Origin of the sequence: Photorhabdus sp. RM323S (assembly GCF_042879375.1) — a bacterium.
Taxonomy (GTDB): Bacteria; Pseudomonadota; Gammaproteobacteria; order Enterobacterales; family Enterobacteriaceae; genus Photorhabdus; species Photorhabdus tasmaniensis.
Genome location: NZ_JBHFKZ010000005.1, coordinates 59,292 through 73,174 on the forward strand (window position 1 = coordinate 59,292; position 13,883 = coordinate 73,174).

Sequence of the window (13,883 nt, forward strand, 5' to 3'; positions counted from 1 at the left end):
TAAGCGTAAAAATCAATAACTCTTAAAGGTTATACATAACCACAAAAATTTCAAAACAAAAATAATTTCGCTTATTAAAGCAAATATAACCATTAATTGAAAAATAGTTGCAATAGACTACGAATTTAAGCCAGTTCCCCTTGCACAAGAGGCACAAACCGTACAGCTTCAATCACTTCACTATGAAAACCATTGCCATGACGTTTCACAGATTTAAGCATTTGTGTATGTTCACCCACGGGCAAAACCATAACACCACCATCAGCAAGCTGGAACATCAGTTCTTGTGGGATATACGGAGGAGCTGCGGTTACGATAATAGCATCAAATAACCCACGCGACGGCCATCCTTGCCAGCCATCCCCATGACGGGTTGAGACATTATGCAAGTCAAGCTGTTTCAATCTGCGTTTAGCCTGCCACTGTAAACCTTTTATCCGTTCTACCGAAAAAATATGTTTGACCAAATGAGCTAATATCGCCGTCTGATAACCAGAGCCTGTACCAATTTCCAGTACCTTCGCGTCAGGTGTTAATTGAAGCAGTTCAGTCATTCGGGCGACAATATAAGGTTGAGAGATCGTTTGCCCATAACCAATAGGCAACGCCGTATTTTCATACGCTTTATGCGCCAATGCTTCATCGACAAAACGCTCCCTGGGCACAGCAGAAATGGCTGCCAGTAAACGTTCATCTTCTATTCCCTGCTGGCGTAATTGTGTCAGCAAATTTTTCATTGCCCGACTTAGCATTCTCCATCAACCTCAGCTTTAGCTAACCAGTCTCTGACTAACTCCTGCGCTTTATACGCAGTCAGATCGACCTGCAATGGTGTAATAGAGACATATCCCTGTTCTACAGCTGCAAAATCTGTTTCAGGCCCCGCATCATGTTTATCTCCCGGCGGCCCCAACCAGTAAAGCATGTTTCCTTTCGGATCTTGTATGGAGTAGACCTCTTCTGCGGCATGACGACTACCACAGCGCGTTACCCGAAAACCTTTAATTTGATCAAGTGGCAGATCAGGTACATTCACATTCAGAATATTACCCGCTCTTAAAGGTGCTGTTTGTAACATTTGCAGCAAACGGCGTGTGATTTCTGCCGCCGTTTCGTAATACGATTCGCCATCAAGTGAAATAGCTAATGCCGGTAATCCCAAGTGACGGCCTTCCATCGCGGCAGCAACAGTACCTGAGTAAATCACATCATCCCCAAGGTTGGGGCCACGGTTAATACCAGAAACAACAACTTCCGGGCGTGGAAGAACTAAGCGATTAACACCGAGATAAACACAATCTGTTGGTGTGCCATCCAGCACCGAGATATCCCCATTCTCCAGCGTATGAATTCTTAATGAACGATCAAGTGTCAATGCATTAGATGCGCCGCTCCGGTTACGATCAGGCGCAACAATCTGTACATGATAGCTTTCCCGCAATGTTGTCGCCAAAACCTGAATACCTGGTGCGGTGACACCATCATCATTACTCAGCAATATTCGTAACATTATTTTGATCCTGATTGATGATTTCCCTGACCACACTGGTAGCAAAACTGCCGGCAGGCAACCAGAAATTGATTTTTACCCTGCTATTATCTGACCATTCCCAACGCAGATTCTGAGGCTGAACCAGAATAGCCCTGCGGGTACAATCTACTCTTTCCCGTTTGATAAGTTCCCACAATGATTCATAAGGCTGCAAATATTGCTGTTCAAAATCCGCAGATTGATGCTGTGTTCCCAATTCACCACTGCCAGGCAGTGGCGCGGTTATCTGTAGCTCGCCGTCGATGACCCGTTGCTGCAATAAAGGTAACTCTGCTTCGTCAGCAACAAACCAACTACCACGTCCCGTTAATTGTAAGGCGTCACCATTAATCACCTGCTGTTGCTGTTCAAGAGCAATCCGCGCGCTCGCCACCACATTAAACATAGCACTGCGACTGGCTGAAAGATAAAAGCTGCGTTTATTTCTCTCTTTTACCCGGATTTCATTATCCGCCCAGCGTTGCGCCTGAACCAGATTCTGCCCATCCCGTCCAAAACGTTGTTCACCAAAGTAGTTAGGAACCCCAGTTTGTTGAATCAGTTGTAATCTGTTTTCAACAAACTGGTGATGGCTGATTTCCCGCAAAATCAGAGTAAATGAATTTCCTTTCAGTGCCCCAATGCGCAGTTTACGTTTCTGACGATCTGTCGCCAGAACCTCACATCCTTCAAGCTGAAACGATGCAAAATTAGGATCCTGTTTACCGGGTAAGTGTAAGCAAAACCATTGTTCTGTCACTGCGTTGCGGTCTTTTAAACCGGCATAACTGACCGATCTAGGCGGTATACCTGCGAAACGGGCGAGGTTCTCTGCAACAAATTGAGTATTACAACCCGTTTTACGGATATGCACCATCAAGTGCTCACCTTCCCCGTCAGGAGAAAAACCTAAATCCTCGCGGACAATAAAATCATCTGGTGAAGCTTTTAATATCCCCGTCGCTTCCGGTTGCCCATACAGCCAATTTAATTCAGCTAATACCATCAATTATTCCTTAACCAGCAAAGCCACCGCTTCGCAAGCAATACCTTCTTTACGTCCAACAAATCCCAATTTTTCGGTCGTTGTGGCTTTAACATTGATATCATCAATGTGGCATTGCAGATCTTCTGCCAGATTGACTCTCATTTGCGGGACATGCGGCAGCATTTTTGGTGCCTGAGCAATAATCGTAATATCCAAATTACCGATCCGATAACCCTTTTCTCTAATACGACGATAAGCTTCACGCAATAACTTACGGCTATCCACACCTTTAAATGCCGGATCAGTATCCGGGAACAATTTCCCGATATCACCCAATGCCGCCGCCCCTAACAAAGCGTCAGTTGCTGCATGGAGAGCAACATCACCATCAGAGTGAGCTAATAGCCCTTGTTCATAAGGGATACGGACACCACCGATAATAATCGGCCCTTCACCACCAAATTTATGCACATCGAAACCGTGTCCGATTCTCATGATGTCTGTTCCTTCATTTTCTGGACAGATAAAATTCTGCCAATGCCAAATCCTCGCGGCGCGTGACTTTTATATTGTCCGAACGCCCGTGAACCAATACCGGTTGATAGCCACAATATTCCAGTGCAGAAGCTTCGTCAGTGATATTAGCGTGTTGTGACAGTGCTTTTGATAAGCTATCCCTCAGTAACATCAGTGGAAAAAACTGCGGTGTTAGCGCATGCCAGAGATCTTGGCGCTCTACCGTATGGTCAATAACCTGACCAACACCTCCACGTTTCATCGTATCGCTGACCGGAGATGCTAGAATACCACCACATGCCATATTTCCATGTTCATCCGTTTCTGCCAATTGTAGCAAACGTTCAAGATCGTCATGGTGTAAACAAGGGCGGGCCGCATCATGCACTAAAACCCAGCGATTATCATTCCCGGCCAAATGAGCCAGATGATTTAAACCAGCCAATACAGAATCTGCCCGCTGCTTCCCACCGATTACCGTCGTAATGCGCGGATTTGATGCAACCTCAAGAGATTGAAACTGTGTATCAGCAGGATTTAAAACAACCACAACGCGTTGAATACGGGGATGAGCAAGTAATGCAGCCAGAGTGTGTTCAATAACAGCTTTTCCGGCAATAGACAGATATTGCTTTGGGCAATCCGAATTCATTCGGCTACCAATGCCCGCTGCGGGTACCAAAGCAATAATATCAGCACAGGAATGCAATAATAGATCGTTCATTTTAATTATTGAGTATTATTTGGAGTCGAGGGACGTGAAGTATTTTCTTTAGATTTATCAGTGATTAAACGATAGAAAGTTTCACCCGGTTTGATCATGCCCAATTCATTGCGGGATCGCTCTTCAATGGCCTCTTGTCCGCCAGTAAGATCGTCAATTTCCGCTGATAACTGATCGTTACGCAGTTTAAGTTTGCGGTTTTTGCTCTCTTCCATAGCAACATCATTCTTAACCCGTACATAATCATGAACACCATTTTTACCAAGCCACAGTGAATACTGTAACCATCCGAGTAAAACCACTAATAGTAGCGTTAGCTTACCCATTTCCGCCCCCTGAAATATCCGTCAATCATCCCATAACTCAAAGAGCGACGCTACTATCACAAAACAGGATGGGGGAAAAATAGTTGAGGATAAAGTCATGACATAAGCACATCACTGAAGATTCAATAATGTGCTTATGTTGATGTTATAGGTCATTAATTCCTGAACGTATAATGCCGTTCTTTTTCAATTCCGCCAGCAACTGCTCCACTGATGCTTCAACAGGTTGTTGACCTGAAAGATAAATTTCTGGGTTATCGGGAATCTCATAGGTTGAATCAATCCCCGTGAAATGACGGATTTCACCCGCACGGGCTTTTTTGTACAATCCCTTGGGATCACGGGATTCGCAAATTTCCAATGGTGTATCGACAAAAACTTCAATAAATTGCCCCGGCTCCAGCAATTCACGAACCTTTTGCCTCTCTGCTTTATGAGGAGAAATAAAAGCGGTCAGTACGACTAACCCCGCATCTACCATTAGATTGGCGACTTCACCCACACGGCGGATATTCTCCTGTCTGTCCTGCTCTGAGAAACCTAAATCACTGCAAAGGCCATGACGCAAGTTATCACCATCAAGCAGATACGTTTTTATTCCTCGTTGAAACAGGGCCTGTTCTAAAGCCCCAGCCACCGTGGATTTACCTGAACCAGATAAACCCGTGAACCAAATAACCAATGCGGGATGTCCATTTTCCGCTTCCCGTCGTTCTCTGGTCAGTTGATATCTATGCCAGACAACATTTTCTGGTGCCAAATTTTCAATTCCTTCTGCCAATTTATTTACCTCCCAGTAAATCTCTGGCCCCCCAATGGGGGAAATGGCGGCGAATCAACCGGTTCAACTCCAGTTCAAATTCGCTGAACTCTTTTGGCCCTTCATAAACATCTGTCTGAATTTCACGCACCAAACCCGCACCAACCGTGACATTAGTTAGCCGATCAATAAAGATGATGCCGCCAGTGTCGCTATTTTGCTGATAGTTATCGAGCATTAATGGCTCTTCAAAAGAAAACTCCACTGATCCGATGGCATTCAATGGTAAATCAACCGCCACCCGTTGTGTCAGATTCGTAATATCCACCTGATACTGGATATTCTCAACTTTCCCACGGCTCTTTTTACCTGCCACTTTGATATCAAGATTTTGTCCCTGCACTAAAGGCTGTTCAGACATCCACACGACATCCACCAACGCATGCCGGGTAACCGTCATCTCATCAGCAACAGAAACCAGGAGATCGCCCCGGCTGATATCAATTTCATCTTTCAGCACCACGGTAATGGCTTCACCGGGGACAGCAAAATCCAAATCACCCTCAAAAGTCACGATCCGCTCTACTTGCGAGGTTACACCAGATGGCATGACTTTAATTTTCTGCCCTTTGCGTAAAATCCCGGATGAAAGAGTACCGCTGTAACCACGAAAATCGAGATCAGGCCGGCTGACATACTGTACCGGGAAGCGCAGTAACTGCTTCGAAGCTTCTTTCTTTACATCTGCGGTTTCAAGAATATCCAACAACGCTGGTCCTTCATACCAGACCATATTGATACTTCTGGTGACAATGTTATCGCCATCAAGTGCAGAGATCGGAACAAAATAAATTTTTAAATCTGTCGGCAACTGAGCGGCAAAGTTCAAATAATCTTGTTTGATCAGGTCAAAAACCTCCTGCTTGTATCCCATCAGATCCATTTTATTCACAGCAACCACCAAGTGGCGGATCCCCAGCAAGGTACTGATAAAACTGTGACGACGGGTCTGCTCCTGAACACCTTTACGGGCATCAATTAGCAGAATCGAAAGATCACAGGTCGATGCACCTGTCGCCATATTACGCGTGTACTGTTCATGTCCCGGCGTGTCGGCAATAATAAATTTGCGTTTTTCTGTGGAAAAATAGCGATAAGCGACATCAATGGTGATGCCTTGTTCACGCTCTGCGGCGAGACCATCCACCAGCAAAGCCAAATCCAATTTTTCACCCTGAGTACCGATTCGTTTACTGTCATTTTGCAATGTTGAAAGCTGATCTTCGTAGATCTGACGGGTATCATGTAACAGACGGCCAATCAGGGTACTTTTGCCATCATCCACGCTGCCACAAGTCAGGAAACGCAGTAATCCCTTATCCTGTTGAGCACGCAGATAGGCTTCCACACCACCCTGTTGTTTAATTTGATCAGCAATAGCTTCATTTTGTGCAAGTGCGGGCATGATTGTTCTCCTTAAAAATAACCCTGACGTTTTTTCAGTTCCATAGAAGCAGATTGATCACTGTCAATCAGCCGCCCTTGCCGCTCACTTGTCGTGGATATCAGCATCTCTTCAATAATTTCCGGCAATGTTTCAGCATCAGATCTCACGGCTCCCGTCAGCGGCCAGCAGCCAAGAGTACGGAAACGAACTTTACGTTGACTGATAACTTCGCCAGGTTTTAAATCGATTCGGTTGTCATCAACCATAATCAGCGTGCCATCACGCTCTATTACCGGACGTGGTTTAGCAAAATAGAGAGGAACGATATCAATTTGTTCCAGGTAGATGTATTGCCAAACATCCAGTTCAGTCCAGTTGGAAAGCGGGAATACGCGAATGCTTTCACCTTTGTTAATCTGACCGTTGTAATTACGCCACAATTCAGGGCGCTGGTTTTTAGGATCCCAACGATGTGAGCGATCACGGAATGAATAAATACGCTCTTTGGCCCGTGATTTTTCTTCATCACGCCGGGCACCACCGAAAGCCGCATCAAAACCATATTTATCCAGCGCCTGTTTTAACCCTTCCGTTTTCATGATGTCGGTATGTTTGGCGCTACCATGCACAAATGGGTTTATTCCTATCGCGTCCCCTTGCGGGTTGCGATACACCAGGAGTTCAAAACCGTAATTATTGGCGGTACGATCACGAAACTCGTACATTTCGCGAAATTTCCAGCCCGTATCCACGTGCAGCAAAGGAAATGGTAAGGTTCCCGGATAGAATGCCTTGCGTGCAAGATGAAGCATGACCGAAGAATCTTTACCAATAGAGTAAAGCATCACTGGGTTTTCAAACTCTGCGGCCACTTCCCGTATAATATGGATACTTTCAGCTTCAAGTTGCTGCAAGTGTGTCAATCTTTTCTCGTCCATTACCACTCCTTATGCAAAATCGGCTACTGCCGGACGGCTTATCCTGGCAATAGGTTGTTGCCCAAACCAGGCTATCTGATGGTGGAGTTGAGCTACCTCCCCCACTACCAGTAACGCCGGTGACGGTGCCAGCTGTGCCAACTGTTCCAGTTCCAGCAAAGTGCCTGTCAACACTTGCTGCTCTGGACGAGTACCACAACCGATAACAGCTACGGGCGTATCTTCTGCCCGCCCATGTAAAATTAATTGATGACTTATCAAGGCGGATTTCACTGTCCCCATATAAATCACCAGAGTCTGATTGCCTTTGGCCAAAGCCTGCCAATCCAGTTCATTACCATTTTCCCGGCAATGACCTGTAATAAAAGTGATACTCTGCGAGTGCTCCCGGTGAGTCAGCGGAATTCCCGCGTAAGCAGTCGCTCCAATAGCGGCGGTAATTCCCGGTATGACTTGAAAAGGAATACTTTCTGATGCTGCAACCTGCAACTCTTCACCACCACGACCAAAAATAAAGGGATCACCGCCTTTAAGGCGAACCACTTTTTTCCCTTGTCTGGCAAATTTCACTATCAATTGGTTAGTTTCTTCCTGAGAAACAGAGTGATTACCGGCTCTTTTACCAACACAAATTTTATCTGCATCTCGACGGACCAGATCCAACACTTCACTGCTGACCAGATGATCATAAAGCACCACATCAGCCTGCTGAATAACCTGTAATCCTCTCAATGTCAGTAATCCCGGATCACCTGGGCCTGCACCGACCAGAGCCAATTCTCCCGGTGAACCAGGCTGTTCCAGTTGTTGCTCAAGCTGCTCTTCCGCCTGTTGGATCTGACCATTTGCAACCAACATAGCGAAACGACCATTAAAAGCCTGTTCCCAAAAAGAACGACGCTGGCGCATGGAAGTTAATCGCTGTTTCACCCGTTCACGCCAATTCCCGGCAATTTTCGCCATTGCACCAAGACTGGAAGGTAGCAACGCTTCCAGCTTTTCCCGGATTAAACGCGCCAATACCGGCGCTTTTCCTGCCGATGAAATTGCCACTAAAACAGGAGAGCGATCGATAATTGATGGAAAAATAAATGAGCAATGAGATTGATCATCAACGACATTAACCAAAATACTGCGCTTATCCGCCTCGGTAAAAACCCGATGATTTAGAATGTGATCATCAGTCGCTGCAATCACCAGAAAAATGCCATCAAGATATTCAGGCTGGAATTCTCTTTTATACCATTCCAGTTCACCAGCTTGATAACGCTGTTGTAATTCAGAGCATAATTCAGGCGTTACAACCTGTAATAATGCTCCTGCTCGTAGTAGTAGCGTCGCTTTACGTGCGGCCACATCTCCACCACCGACAAGTAATACAAGCCGCCCTTTTAACTCAACAAATATCGGTAAGTAATCCACAATTGCCCTTTGTATCCAGTGAAATATTTATAAGTAATGAAACTGTTTCGAATGAATATAGGAGTCGGTGGTAAGGTTATGAAATGACAAAAAGGCATTAATAGTTCTGTAATGGAATATAGCTAGCCATCTCTAGAATAGGGTTGGAGCAGTTTTCATTGAATTGCGAAGGGCAGTAAAAACAAATGACTTCATAATTTGACTTCTTATCTCACTGGATACTGATAAGGGTGCTGTCGTCAGTCTGAGGGGATGGTTAGAAAGCATAGGAGTTGAGCAATGAAACACACGTAAAAACCCATTGCACAAAGCCCCGCCTTTGCTCGCAGGCGAGGCGGGGGAACAAACGCAGCTGCGTGTTTATTTCAGCGTATCAAGGATTTGCCAGGCTGCTTTGATACGCGCCTCGTTGGGGTAGTTTTTGTTGGCTAGCAGTACAATACCCATTTGCTCTTGCGGCACAAACGCGACATATGCGCCGAAACCATTGGTGGAGCCGGTTTTATTGATAAAAAGCGCATCCGTTGGCGGCTCCGGCGGCGACAGTTCCGTGGTTTTGTTGGCTTGATAAGCGATCTGCGCCGAGTTGCCGCTCAGTACCTGCTCAAGGGTAACGGGCCAGTGATAAAGCTCCCAACCCAGCCCTTGCGTCATTTCCCCCACCCGGTAATAGCCGGTATGGGTTGCCCGAATGGCCTGTGCCAGCTTGCTATCACTGATGCGGGAAGGATCGATATTCGCATCAACGAAGCCGATCATATCCTGCGCACTAGCTTTCAGACCATAGGCTTCCTCATCCAGTACGCCGGGGTTTACGCGAATCGGTTTATTCTCTTTTGAGTAACCCCAGGCATAATTCTTCATCTCCTGCGCGGGCACGTTAAACCAGGTATGATGCAGACCAAGCGGTGAAAGAACCTGGTTTGCTACCAGTATTGGGTAAGGTTTTCCAAGGCGTTGGGCTGCGATATAGCCCGCCAGGCCAATGCTGGGGTTGGAGTACTGGCGGTGGGTTCCAGGTGCATACTTCGGTTGCCAGTGCTGATACCAGTTCACCATTTTGCTATTGTTGTCGATCTCGTCAGGGAATTGTAATGGCAGGCCGCCCGCAGTGTAGGTGGCAATATTCAGCAGGCTTATGTTGTCAAAGGCGCTGCCTGTCAGCGGTTGAAAATGCTGGCTGGCCTTATCGGAGAGGGAAATGGCTCCCGTCACTTGCGCCCAAGAAATCAGGCTGGCAGCAAAGGTTTTGCTGACCGAGCCTAATTCAAAGATCGTCTCTTTGGTGACCGGCGTGTGGCTCTCTTTTGACGCGTCACCGTATTGATAGAAGAAATGCTGACCGCGGAAAGTTACCGCAATCGCCATTCCCGGAATGTCATATTCCTGCATCAGGGAGTGTATGGTCTTATCAACAGTATTTGTCAGATGGGTCTGATCGGGTGTATTCGAAGCTTGAGCACCGAAAGAAGCGGCGAGCAGGAGCCCGCCAGTCAGCACTGAAAATCGTTTTGTCATGTGGTGTGTCCTTTTATTACTGTGAGAGCATTCAGTTCTGGATTTTATCAGTCTTTTCACATCCAATCACAATATTTGTGATCTCTATCACCTGACAAACTAAAACTTTGTAGTTGTTGATTGAAAACCAAGATCTTTCGTTTCTTTATATCAATTTCTACTAACAAAGCGGATGAAAGCTTGTTTTGGGGTAAGCATAAGTAACGATAGAACTTAATATTCTCTTTCGTTTTGTTTTCAATCGAAACCTTTTTAACCTTATTTTGTCTATATAATAGACTGTAACACCGATCACAATTTCATTTCATTGCTTTTGTTGTAATTTAACCGAAAGAGAAGGAAAGCAATTCATCACAGGCGACGTGAACTTGTTGCTGAAATCTGAGGAGCATAACGGAATGGCAATGGACACTGTAAAAAGACGTGAACAGATTATTGACCTGCTGTGCCATGAGGGCAGTGTACGTGTTGAGCATTTGAGTTCCCGTTTTGGGGTTTCCAGCGTCACTATCCGTAATGACCTGCGTTATCTGGAGCAAAAAGGTTGTGCGCTGCGTTCTTATGGCGGTGCCATGTTGAATCAGCAATTCGCCTTTGATCGCCCCCTGCAAGATAAAGGCCGGCTGAATCGTGATGTGAAATCACGCATTGCGGCCAGGGCGGCACAGTTTGTTAAGGATGGTGATGCCCTGATCCTTGATTCCGGCTCCACGACTACGCAAATCGTGCCATATCTTAAGGAGCGGCGTGATTTGGTGGTAATGACTAACGCGTTGAATATCGCCTATGAACTGGCGGGATTTGATCAGATGGAGGTGATGGTGCTTGGCGGGAGTGTGCGTCAGAACTCCTACTCGCTTTATGGTCCGGCGGCGGAACAGCAATTGCGTCAGTATCGCTTTAATACTCTGTTTCTTGGTGTCGATGGGTTTGATCTGGAAGCAGGGATTACCACGCCCCATCCCGGCGAAGCTCACCTTAATCGCGTAATGTGTGAGGTGGCGCATGAAATTATCGCCGTGGCGGATGCCAGTAAATTTGGGCGCAGAAGCTTTTGTATGATCCGTCAGGCTGGACAGATTCATCGGCTGATTACTGACAGCCGGATCCCCGATAACTACAGGCGGGCATTAACTGAACTCGGCGTAGATGTGGTTATTGCCGACGAATAACTCTTACAGAGATTAGAACTTGCCTAAGAGTTGATAAACGGGTTCTTGCCCGCATGGGAGACACCATGCAGTCACTATTACAACTTATTCGTCGCCATAAATCAGGTGAAGCGGTGGGGATCTATTCGGTCTGTTCCGCCCACTCTTGGGTATTGGAAAGTGCTTTGCGCGTCGCTAAAGAGCGTAAGACGCCGATATTGATTGAAGCAACGTCTAATCAGGTTAATCAATTTGGTGGTTATACCGGTATGCAGCCCGCTCAGTTCCGTGATGCAGTTTGGCGACAAGCTGATCTGATCGGTTTAGCGCGTGATCGTATTTGGCTGGGCGGCGATCATCTTGGGCCGAACGCCTGGCAGGATCGCTCCGCAGCAGAGGCGATGAAATTGGCTGAAACGTTGATACATGATTATGTGGCCGCAGGATTTCGTAAGATCCACCTCGATTGCTCTATGTCTTGCGCCGATGATCCAATACCGCTTGGTGATGATGAAATTGCGGTACGTGCGGCTCGTTTGTGCCAGGTGGCTGAACGTTGCTGGCAGCAGGTGGGGGGAGAATCACCGGTTTATGTGATCGGCACCGAAGTGCCGGTACCGGGCGGCGCTAGAGAAGCGTTGGAAGGAATGCAGGTCACAACACCTCAGGCAGCGGCCACAACATTGAATGTACATCAACAAGCCTGGCGATTGGCCGGGCTGGAACAAGTATGGCCGCGGGTGATTGCGCTAGTGGTGCAGCCCGGTGTGGAGTTTGATCACCATAATGTCGAACATTATCAATCGGAACGTGCGGCGGCACTGAGTCAATATATCGAATCTCAGCCTTACTTGGTCTATGAAGCGCATTCTACCGATTATCAAACTGCACAGGCTTACCGGGAATTGGTGCGTGATCATTTCGCTATTCTGAAAGTCGGTCCTGCTTTGACTTTTGCTCTGCGTGAGGCGCTTTTCGCGCTCGATAAAATTGATGGTGAATGGAATGGGGAACAGACCGCGGCGAATCTGTGCGCCACACTGGAACAGGTCATGCTTGAACAGCCGGAATACTGGAACCGTTATTACCAAGGTACACCGCATCAGCAGTTTATTGATCGTCAATACAGTTTGAGCGATCGCGTGCGTTACTACTGGCCGCACCCGCAGGTACAACAGGCAGTGAGTATTTTGATGGATAATCTGCGCCGTCATCCGGTTGCCCTTTCACTATTGAGTCAGTACCTGCCAGAACAGGCGCAGGCAGTTAACGCGGGAAGGTTGGCAAATGATCCGCATGCTTGGGTGTTGGATAAGATTCGTTCTGTGCTCTTGAGCTATGCTCAGGCTTGTGAGTCTGAGGCACAAGGAGCTTTCGTATGAATGAGCTGTTTTTCTATACCGAAGCCTGGCTGTGTGAGCATCACGCGTTACATACTGCCAGAGAGATTCACCAACAGCCTGCGCTTTGGCGTCAGTTATATCAAAACCTGCAACGTGAGGAAGCGTTGTGGCGGCCCTTTTTGCTGCCTTTGTTGTCTGACCCGGCGTTACAGATAGTGCTGTGTGGCGCAGGTTCATCCGCGTTTGTCGGGCGAGCGCTGGCCCCTTGGTTGCGTGAGCAGTGTGGGCTGAATGTGGTCGCGTACAGCACCACGGATATTGTGCCTTCTCCTTTGCAATACCTCGATCCAACACGTTCAACGTTGCTGATTTCCTACGGGCGATCCGGCAATAGTCCGGAGAGCGTGGCAGCGATAAAACTGGCGGATCAGATACTGCCACGCTGTTATCACCTGATGTTGACCTGCAATCCTGATGGTGCATTGGCACTTTATGCCGAAGGACGTGCTCATGTCTGTTCATTGAATATGCCGCAGGGTTCTCATGACCAGAGTTTTGCCATGACTTCCAGTTTCAGTTGTATGACTCTGGCGACAGCGTTGCTGTTAGGGCCGTTAACGCTGGAACAGAGTAGTGCGCCACTGATGGCGATGGCTGCGTTGTGCGAGCGCGAGTGGAGACAGTGGCAGGTACAGACTAAGCGACTGGCACGCAGCGGTTTTAAGCGCATGATGTGTCTGGGCTCCAGTTGTTTTACTGGTATAGCCGAAGAAGGGGCGCTCAAGATGCTGGAGTTGACTGCGGGGTACATCGCCACCCGTTACGATTCGTCGATGGGAGTACGTCATGGGCCGAAGTTTATGATCGAACGCGATACGCTGGTGGTCATGATGCTTTCCGCTGATAAGTATCGTCGTTGTTATGATCTCGATTTGTGGCATGAGCTGAATCACGACGGTCTGGCACGTCAGGTTGTTGCACTGAGTGGCACGCCGGGGGAAGGATTTACGGCGATTAACAGTGAACAAGATGATATCTGGCTGCTTTTTCCCTATCTGATGTTTTTGCAGATGTTAGCGTTTGAAACCTCGCTGGCGTTGGGTATAGCGCCGGACAATCCATGCCCAACAGGGGAGGTCAACCGTGTAGTGAAGGGAGTGGAAATTTATCCTTATCTCCCATCTTATTCACAAAGAACAGCATGTAAGCAGGAGTGATT

14 protein-coding genes are annotated in these 13,883 nt (G+C 47.2%); 3 read left to right on the forward strand and 11 right to left on the reverse strand.

The window, feature by feature from the left end; genetic code table 11:
* Window positions 1–125: 125 nt before the first annotated feature.
* From ACGF7G_RS03930 to ampC, 11 genes are all read right to left on the reverse strand, one after another.
* The gene (locus ACGF7G_RS03930) at window positions 126–752 is read right to left on the reverse strand and encodes a protein-L-isoaspartate(D-aspartate) O-methyltransferase (RefSeq protein ID WP_387463668.1); all 627 of its coding nucleotides are present in this window, start codon (window positions 750–752) and stop codon (window positions 126–128) included.
* Window positions 746–1,510 (reverse strand): 5'/3'-nucleotidase SurE, encoded by a 765-nt coding sequence (gene surE / locus ACGF7G_RS03935; RefSeq protein ID WP_387463669.1) that lies wholly within the window; start codon window positions 1,508–1,510, stop codon window positions 746–748. Before surE ends, ACGF7G_RS03930 begins: the two co-directional genes overlap by 7 nt.
* The gene (gene truD / locus ACGF7G_RS03940) at window positions 1,488–2,537 is read right to left on the reverse strand and encodes a tRNA pseudouridine(13) synthase TruD (protein WP_387463671.1); all 1,050 of its coding nucleotides are present in this window, start codon (window positions 2,535–2,537) and stop codon (window positions 1,488–1,490) included. Before truD ends, surE begins: the two co-directional genes overlap by 23 nt.
* Before the next feature lie 3 nt (window positions 2,538–2,540).
* Window positions 2,541–3,014, reverse strand: a complete 474-nt coding sequence (ispF, locus tag ACGF7G_RS03945; protein ID WP_036841446.1) for a 2-C-methyl-D-erythritol 2,4-cyclodiphosphate synthase — start codon at window positions 3,012–3,014, stop codon at window positions 2,541–2,543.
* Between the two features lie 13 nt (window positions 3,015–3,027).
* Complete coding sequence (gene ispD / locus ACGF7G_RS03950) at window positions 3,028–3,759, reverse strand: 2-C-methyl-D-erythritol 4-phosphate cytidylyltransferase (RefSeq protein WP_387463674.1); 732 nt, start codon at window positions 3,757–3,759, stop codon at window positions 3,028–3,030.
* 5 nt (window positions 3,760–3,764) lie between these two features.
* On the reverse strand, window positions 3,765–4,085 hold the full coding sequence (ftsB, locus tag ACGF7G_RS03955) for a cell division protein FtsB (protein WP_387463676.1): 321 nt from the start codon (window positions 4,083–4,085) through the stop codon (window positions 3,765–3,767).
* Window positions 4,086–4,230: 145 nt separating this feature from the next.
* On the reverse strand, window positions 4,231–4,866 hold the full coding sequence (gene cysC, locus ACGF7G_RS03960) for an adenylyl-sulfate kinase (protein ID WP_387463677.1): 636 nt from the start codon (window positions 4,864–4,866) through the stop codon (window positions 4,231–4,233).
* 1 nt (window position 4,867) lies between these two features.
* A complete protein-coding gene (gene cysN / locus ACGF7G_RS03965) occupies window positions 4,868–6,310 on the reverse strand; it encodes a sulfate adenylyltransferase subunit CysN (RefSeq protein ID WP_387463679.1) in 1,443 nt (480 codons plus the stop codon).
* 11 nt (window positions 6,311–6,321) lie between these two features.
* Entirely contained in the window at window positions 6,322–7,230 is a 909-nt protein-coding gene (gene cysD, locus ACGF7G_RS03970) for a sulfate adenylyltransferase subunit CysD (protein WP_387463681.1), read from the reverse strand.
* A 9-nt stretch (window positions 7,231–7,239) separates the two neighbouring features.
* Window positions 7,240–8,652 carry a siroheme synthase CysG gene (gene cysG, locus ACGF7G_RS03975; RefSeq protein WP_387463682.1) on the reverse strand — a complete coding sequence of 471 codons (1,413 nt, stop codon included), beginning with the start codon at window positions 8,650–8,652 and terminating at the stop codon, window positions 7,240–7,242.
* 360 nt (window positions 8,653–9,012) lie between these two features.
* On the reverse strand, window positions 9,013–10,170 hold the full coding sequence (gene ampC, locus ACGF7G_RS03980) for a class C beta-lactamase (protein WP_387463683.1): 1,158 nt from the start codon (window positions 10,168–10,170) through the stop codon (window positions 9,013–9,015).
* Window positions 10,171–10,568: 398 nt separating this feature from the next.
* Here ampC and agaR point away from each other — a divergent pair, with 398 nt between their 5' ends.
* From agaR to ACGF7G_RS03995, 3 genes are all read left to right on the forward strand, one after another.
* Window positions 10,569–11,342 (forward strand): transcriptional repressor AgaR, encoded by a 774-nt coding sequence (gene agaR / locus ACGF7G_RS03985; protein ID WP_021323157.1) that lies wholly within the window; start codon window positions 10,569–10,571, stop codon window positions 11,340–11,342.
* 65 nt (window positions 11,343–11,407) lie between these two features.
* Window positions 11,408–12,703 carry a D-tagatose-bisphosphate aldolase, class II, non-catalytic subunit gene (locus tag ACGF7G_RS03990; RefSeq protein ID WP_387463686.1) on the forward strand — a complete coding sequence of 432 codons (1,296 nt, stop codon included), beginning with the start codon at window positions 11,408–11,410 and terminating at the stop codon, window positions 12,701–12,703.
* Window positions 12,700–13,881 carry an AgaS family sugar isomerase gene (locus tag ACGF7G_RS03995; RefSeq protein WP_387463687.1) on the forward strand — a complete coding sequence of 394 codons (1,182 nt, stop codon included), beginning with the start codon at window positions 12,700–12,702 and terminating at the stop codon, window positions 13,879–13,881. The genes ACGF7G_RS03990 and ACGF7G_RS03995 overlap by 4 nt, the downstream gene beginning before the upstream one ends.
* The last annotated feature ends 2 nt before the right edge of the window (window positions 13,882–13,883 follow it).

Coding starts and splice junctions, on each gene's coding strand:
- agaR (WP_021323157.1), top strand. CDS start 10,569: ATGGCAATGGACACTGTAAAAAGACGTGAACAGATTATTGACCTGCTG.
- ampC (WP_387463683.1), bottom strand. CDS start 10,170: ATGACAAAACGATTTTCAGTGCTGACTGGCGGGCTCCTGCTCGCCGCT.
- ispF (WP_036841446.1), bottom strand. CDS start 3,014: ATGAGAATCGGACACGGTTTCGATGTGCATAAATTTGGTGGTGAAGGG.
- ACGF7G_RS03995 (WP_387463687.1), top strand. CDS start 12,700: ATGAATGAGCTGTTTTTCTATACCGAAGCCTGGCTGTGTGAGCATCAC.
- ispD (WP_387463674.1), bottom strand. CDS start 3,759: ATGAACGATCTATTATTGCATTCCTGTGCTGATATTATTGCTTTGGTA.
- cysN (WP_387463679.1), bottom strand. CDS start 6,310: ATGCCCGCACTTGCACAAAATGAAGCTATTGCTGATCAAATTAAACAA.
- surE (WP_387463669.1), bottom strand. CDS start 1,510: ATGTTACGAATATTGCTGAGTAATGATGATGGTGTCACCGCACCAGGT.
- ACGF7G_RS03990 (WP_387463686.1), top strand. CDS start 11,408: ATGCAGTCACTATTACAACTTATTCGTCGCCATAAATCAGGTGAAGCG.
- ACGF7G_RS03930 (WP_387463668.1), bottom strand. CDS start 752: ATGCTAAGTCGGGCAATGAAAAATTTGCTGACACAATTACGCCAGCAG.
- cysD (WP_387463681.1), bottom strand. CDS start 7,230: ATGGACGAGAAAAGATTGACACACTTGCAGCAACTTGAAGCTGAAAGT.
- truD (WP_387463671.1), bottom strand. CDS start 2,537: ATGGTATTAGCTGAATTAAATTGGCTGTATGGGCAACCGGAAGCGACG.
- ftsB (WP_387463676.1), bottom strand. CDS start 4,085: ATGGGTAAGCTAACGCTACTATTAGTGGTTTTACTCGGATGGTTACAG.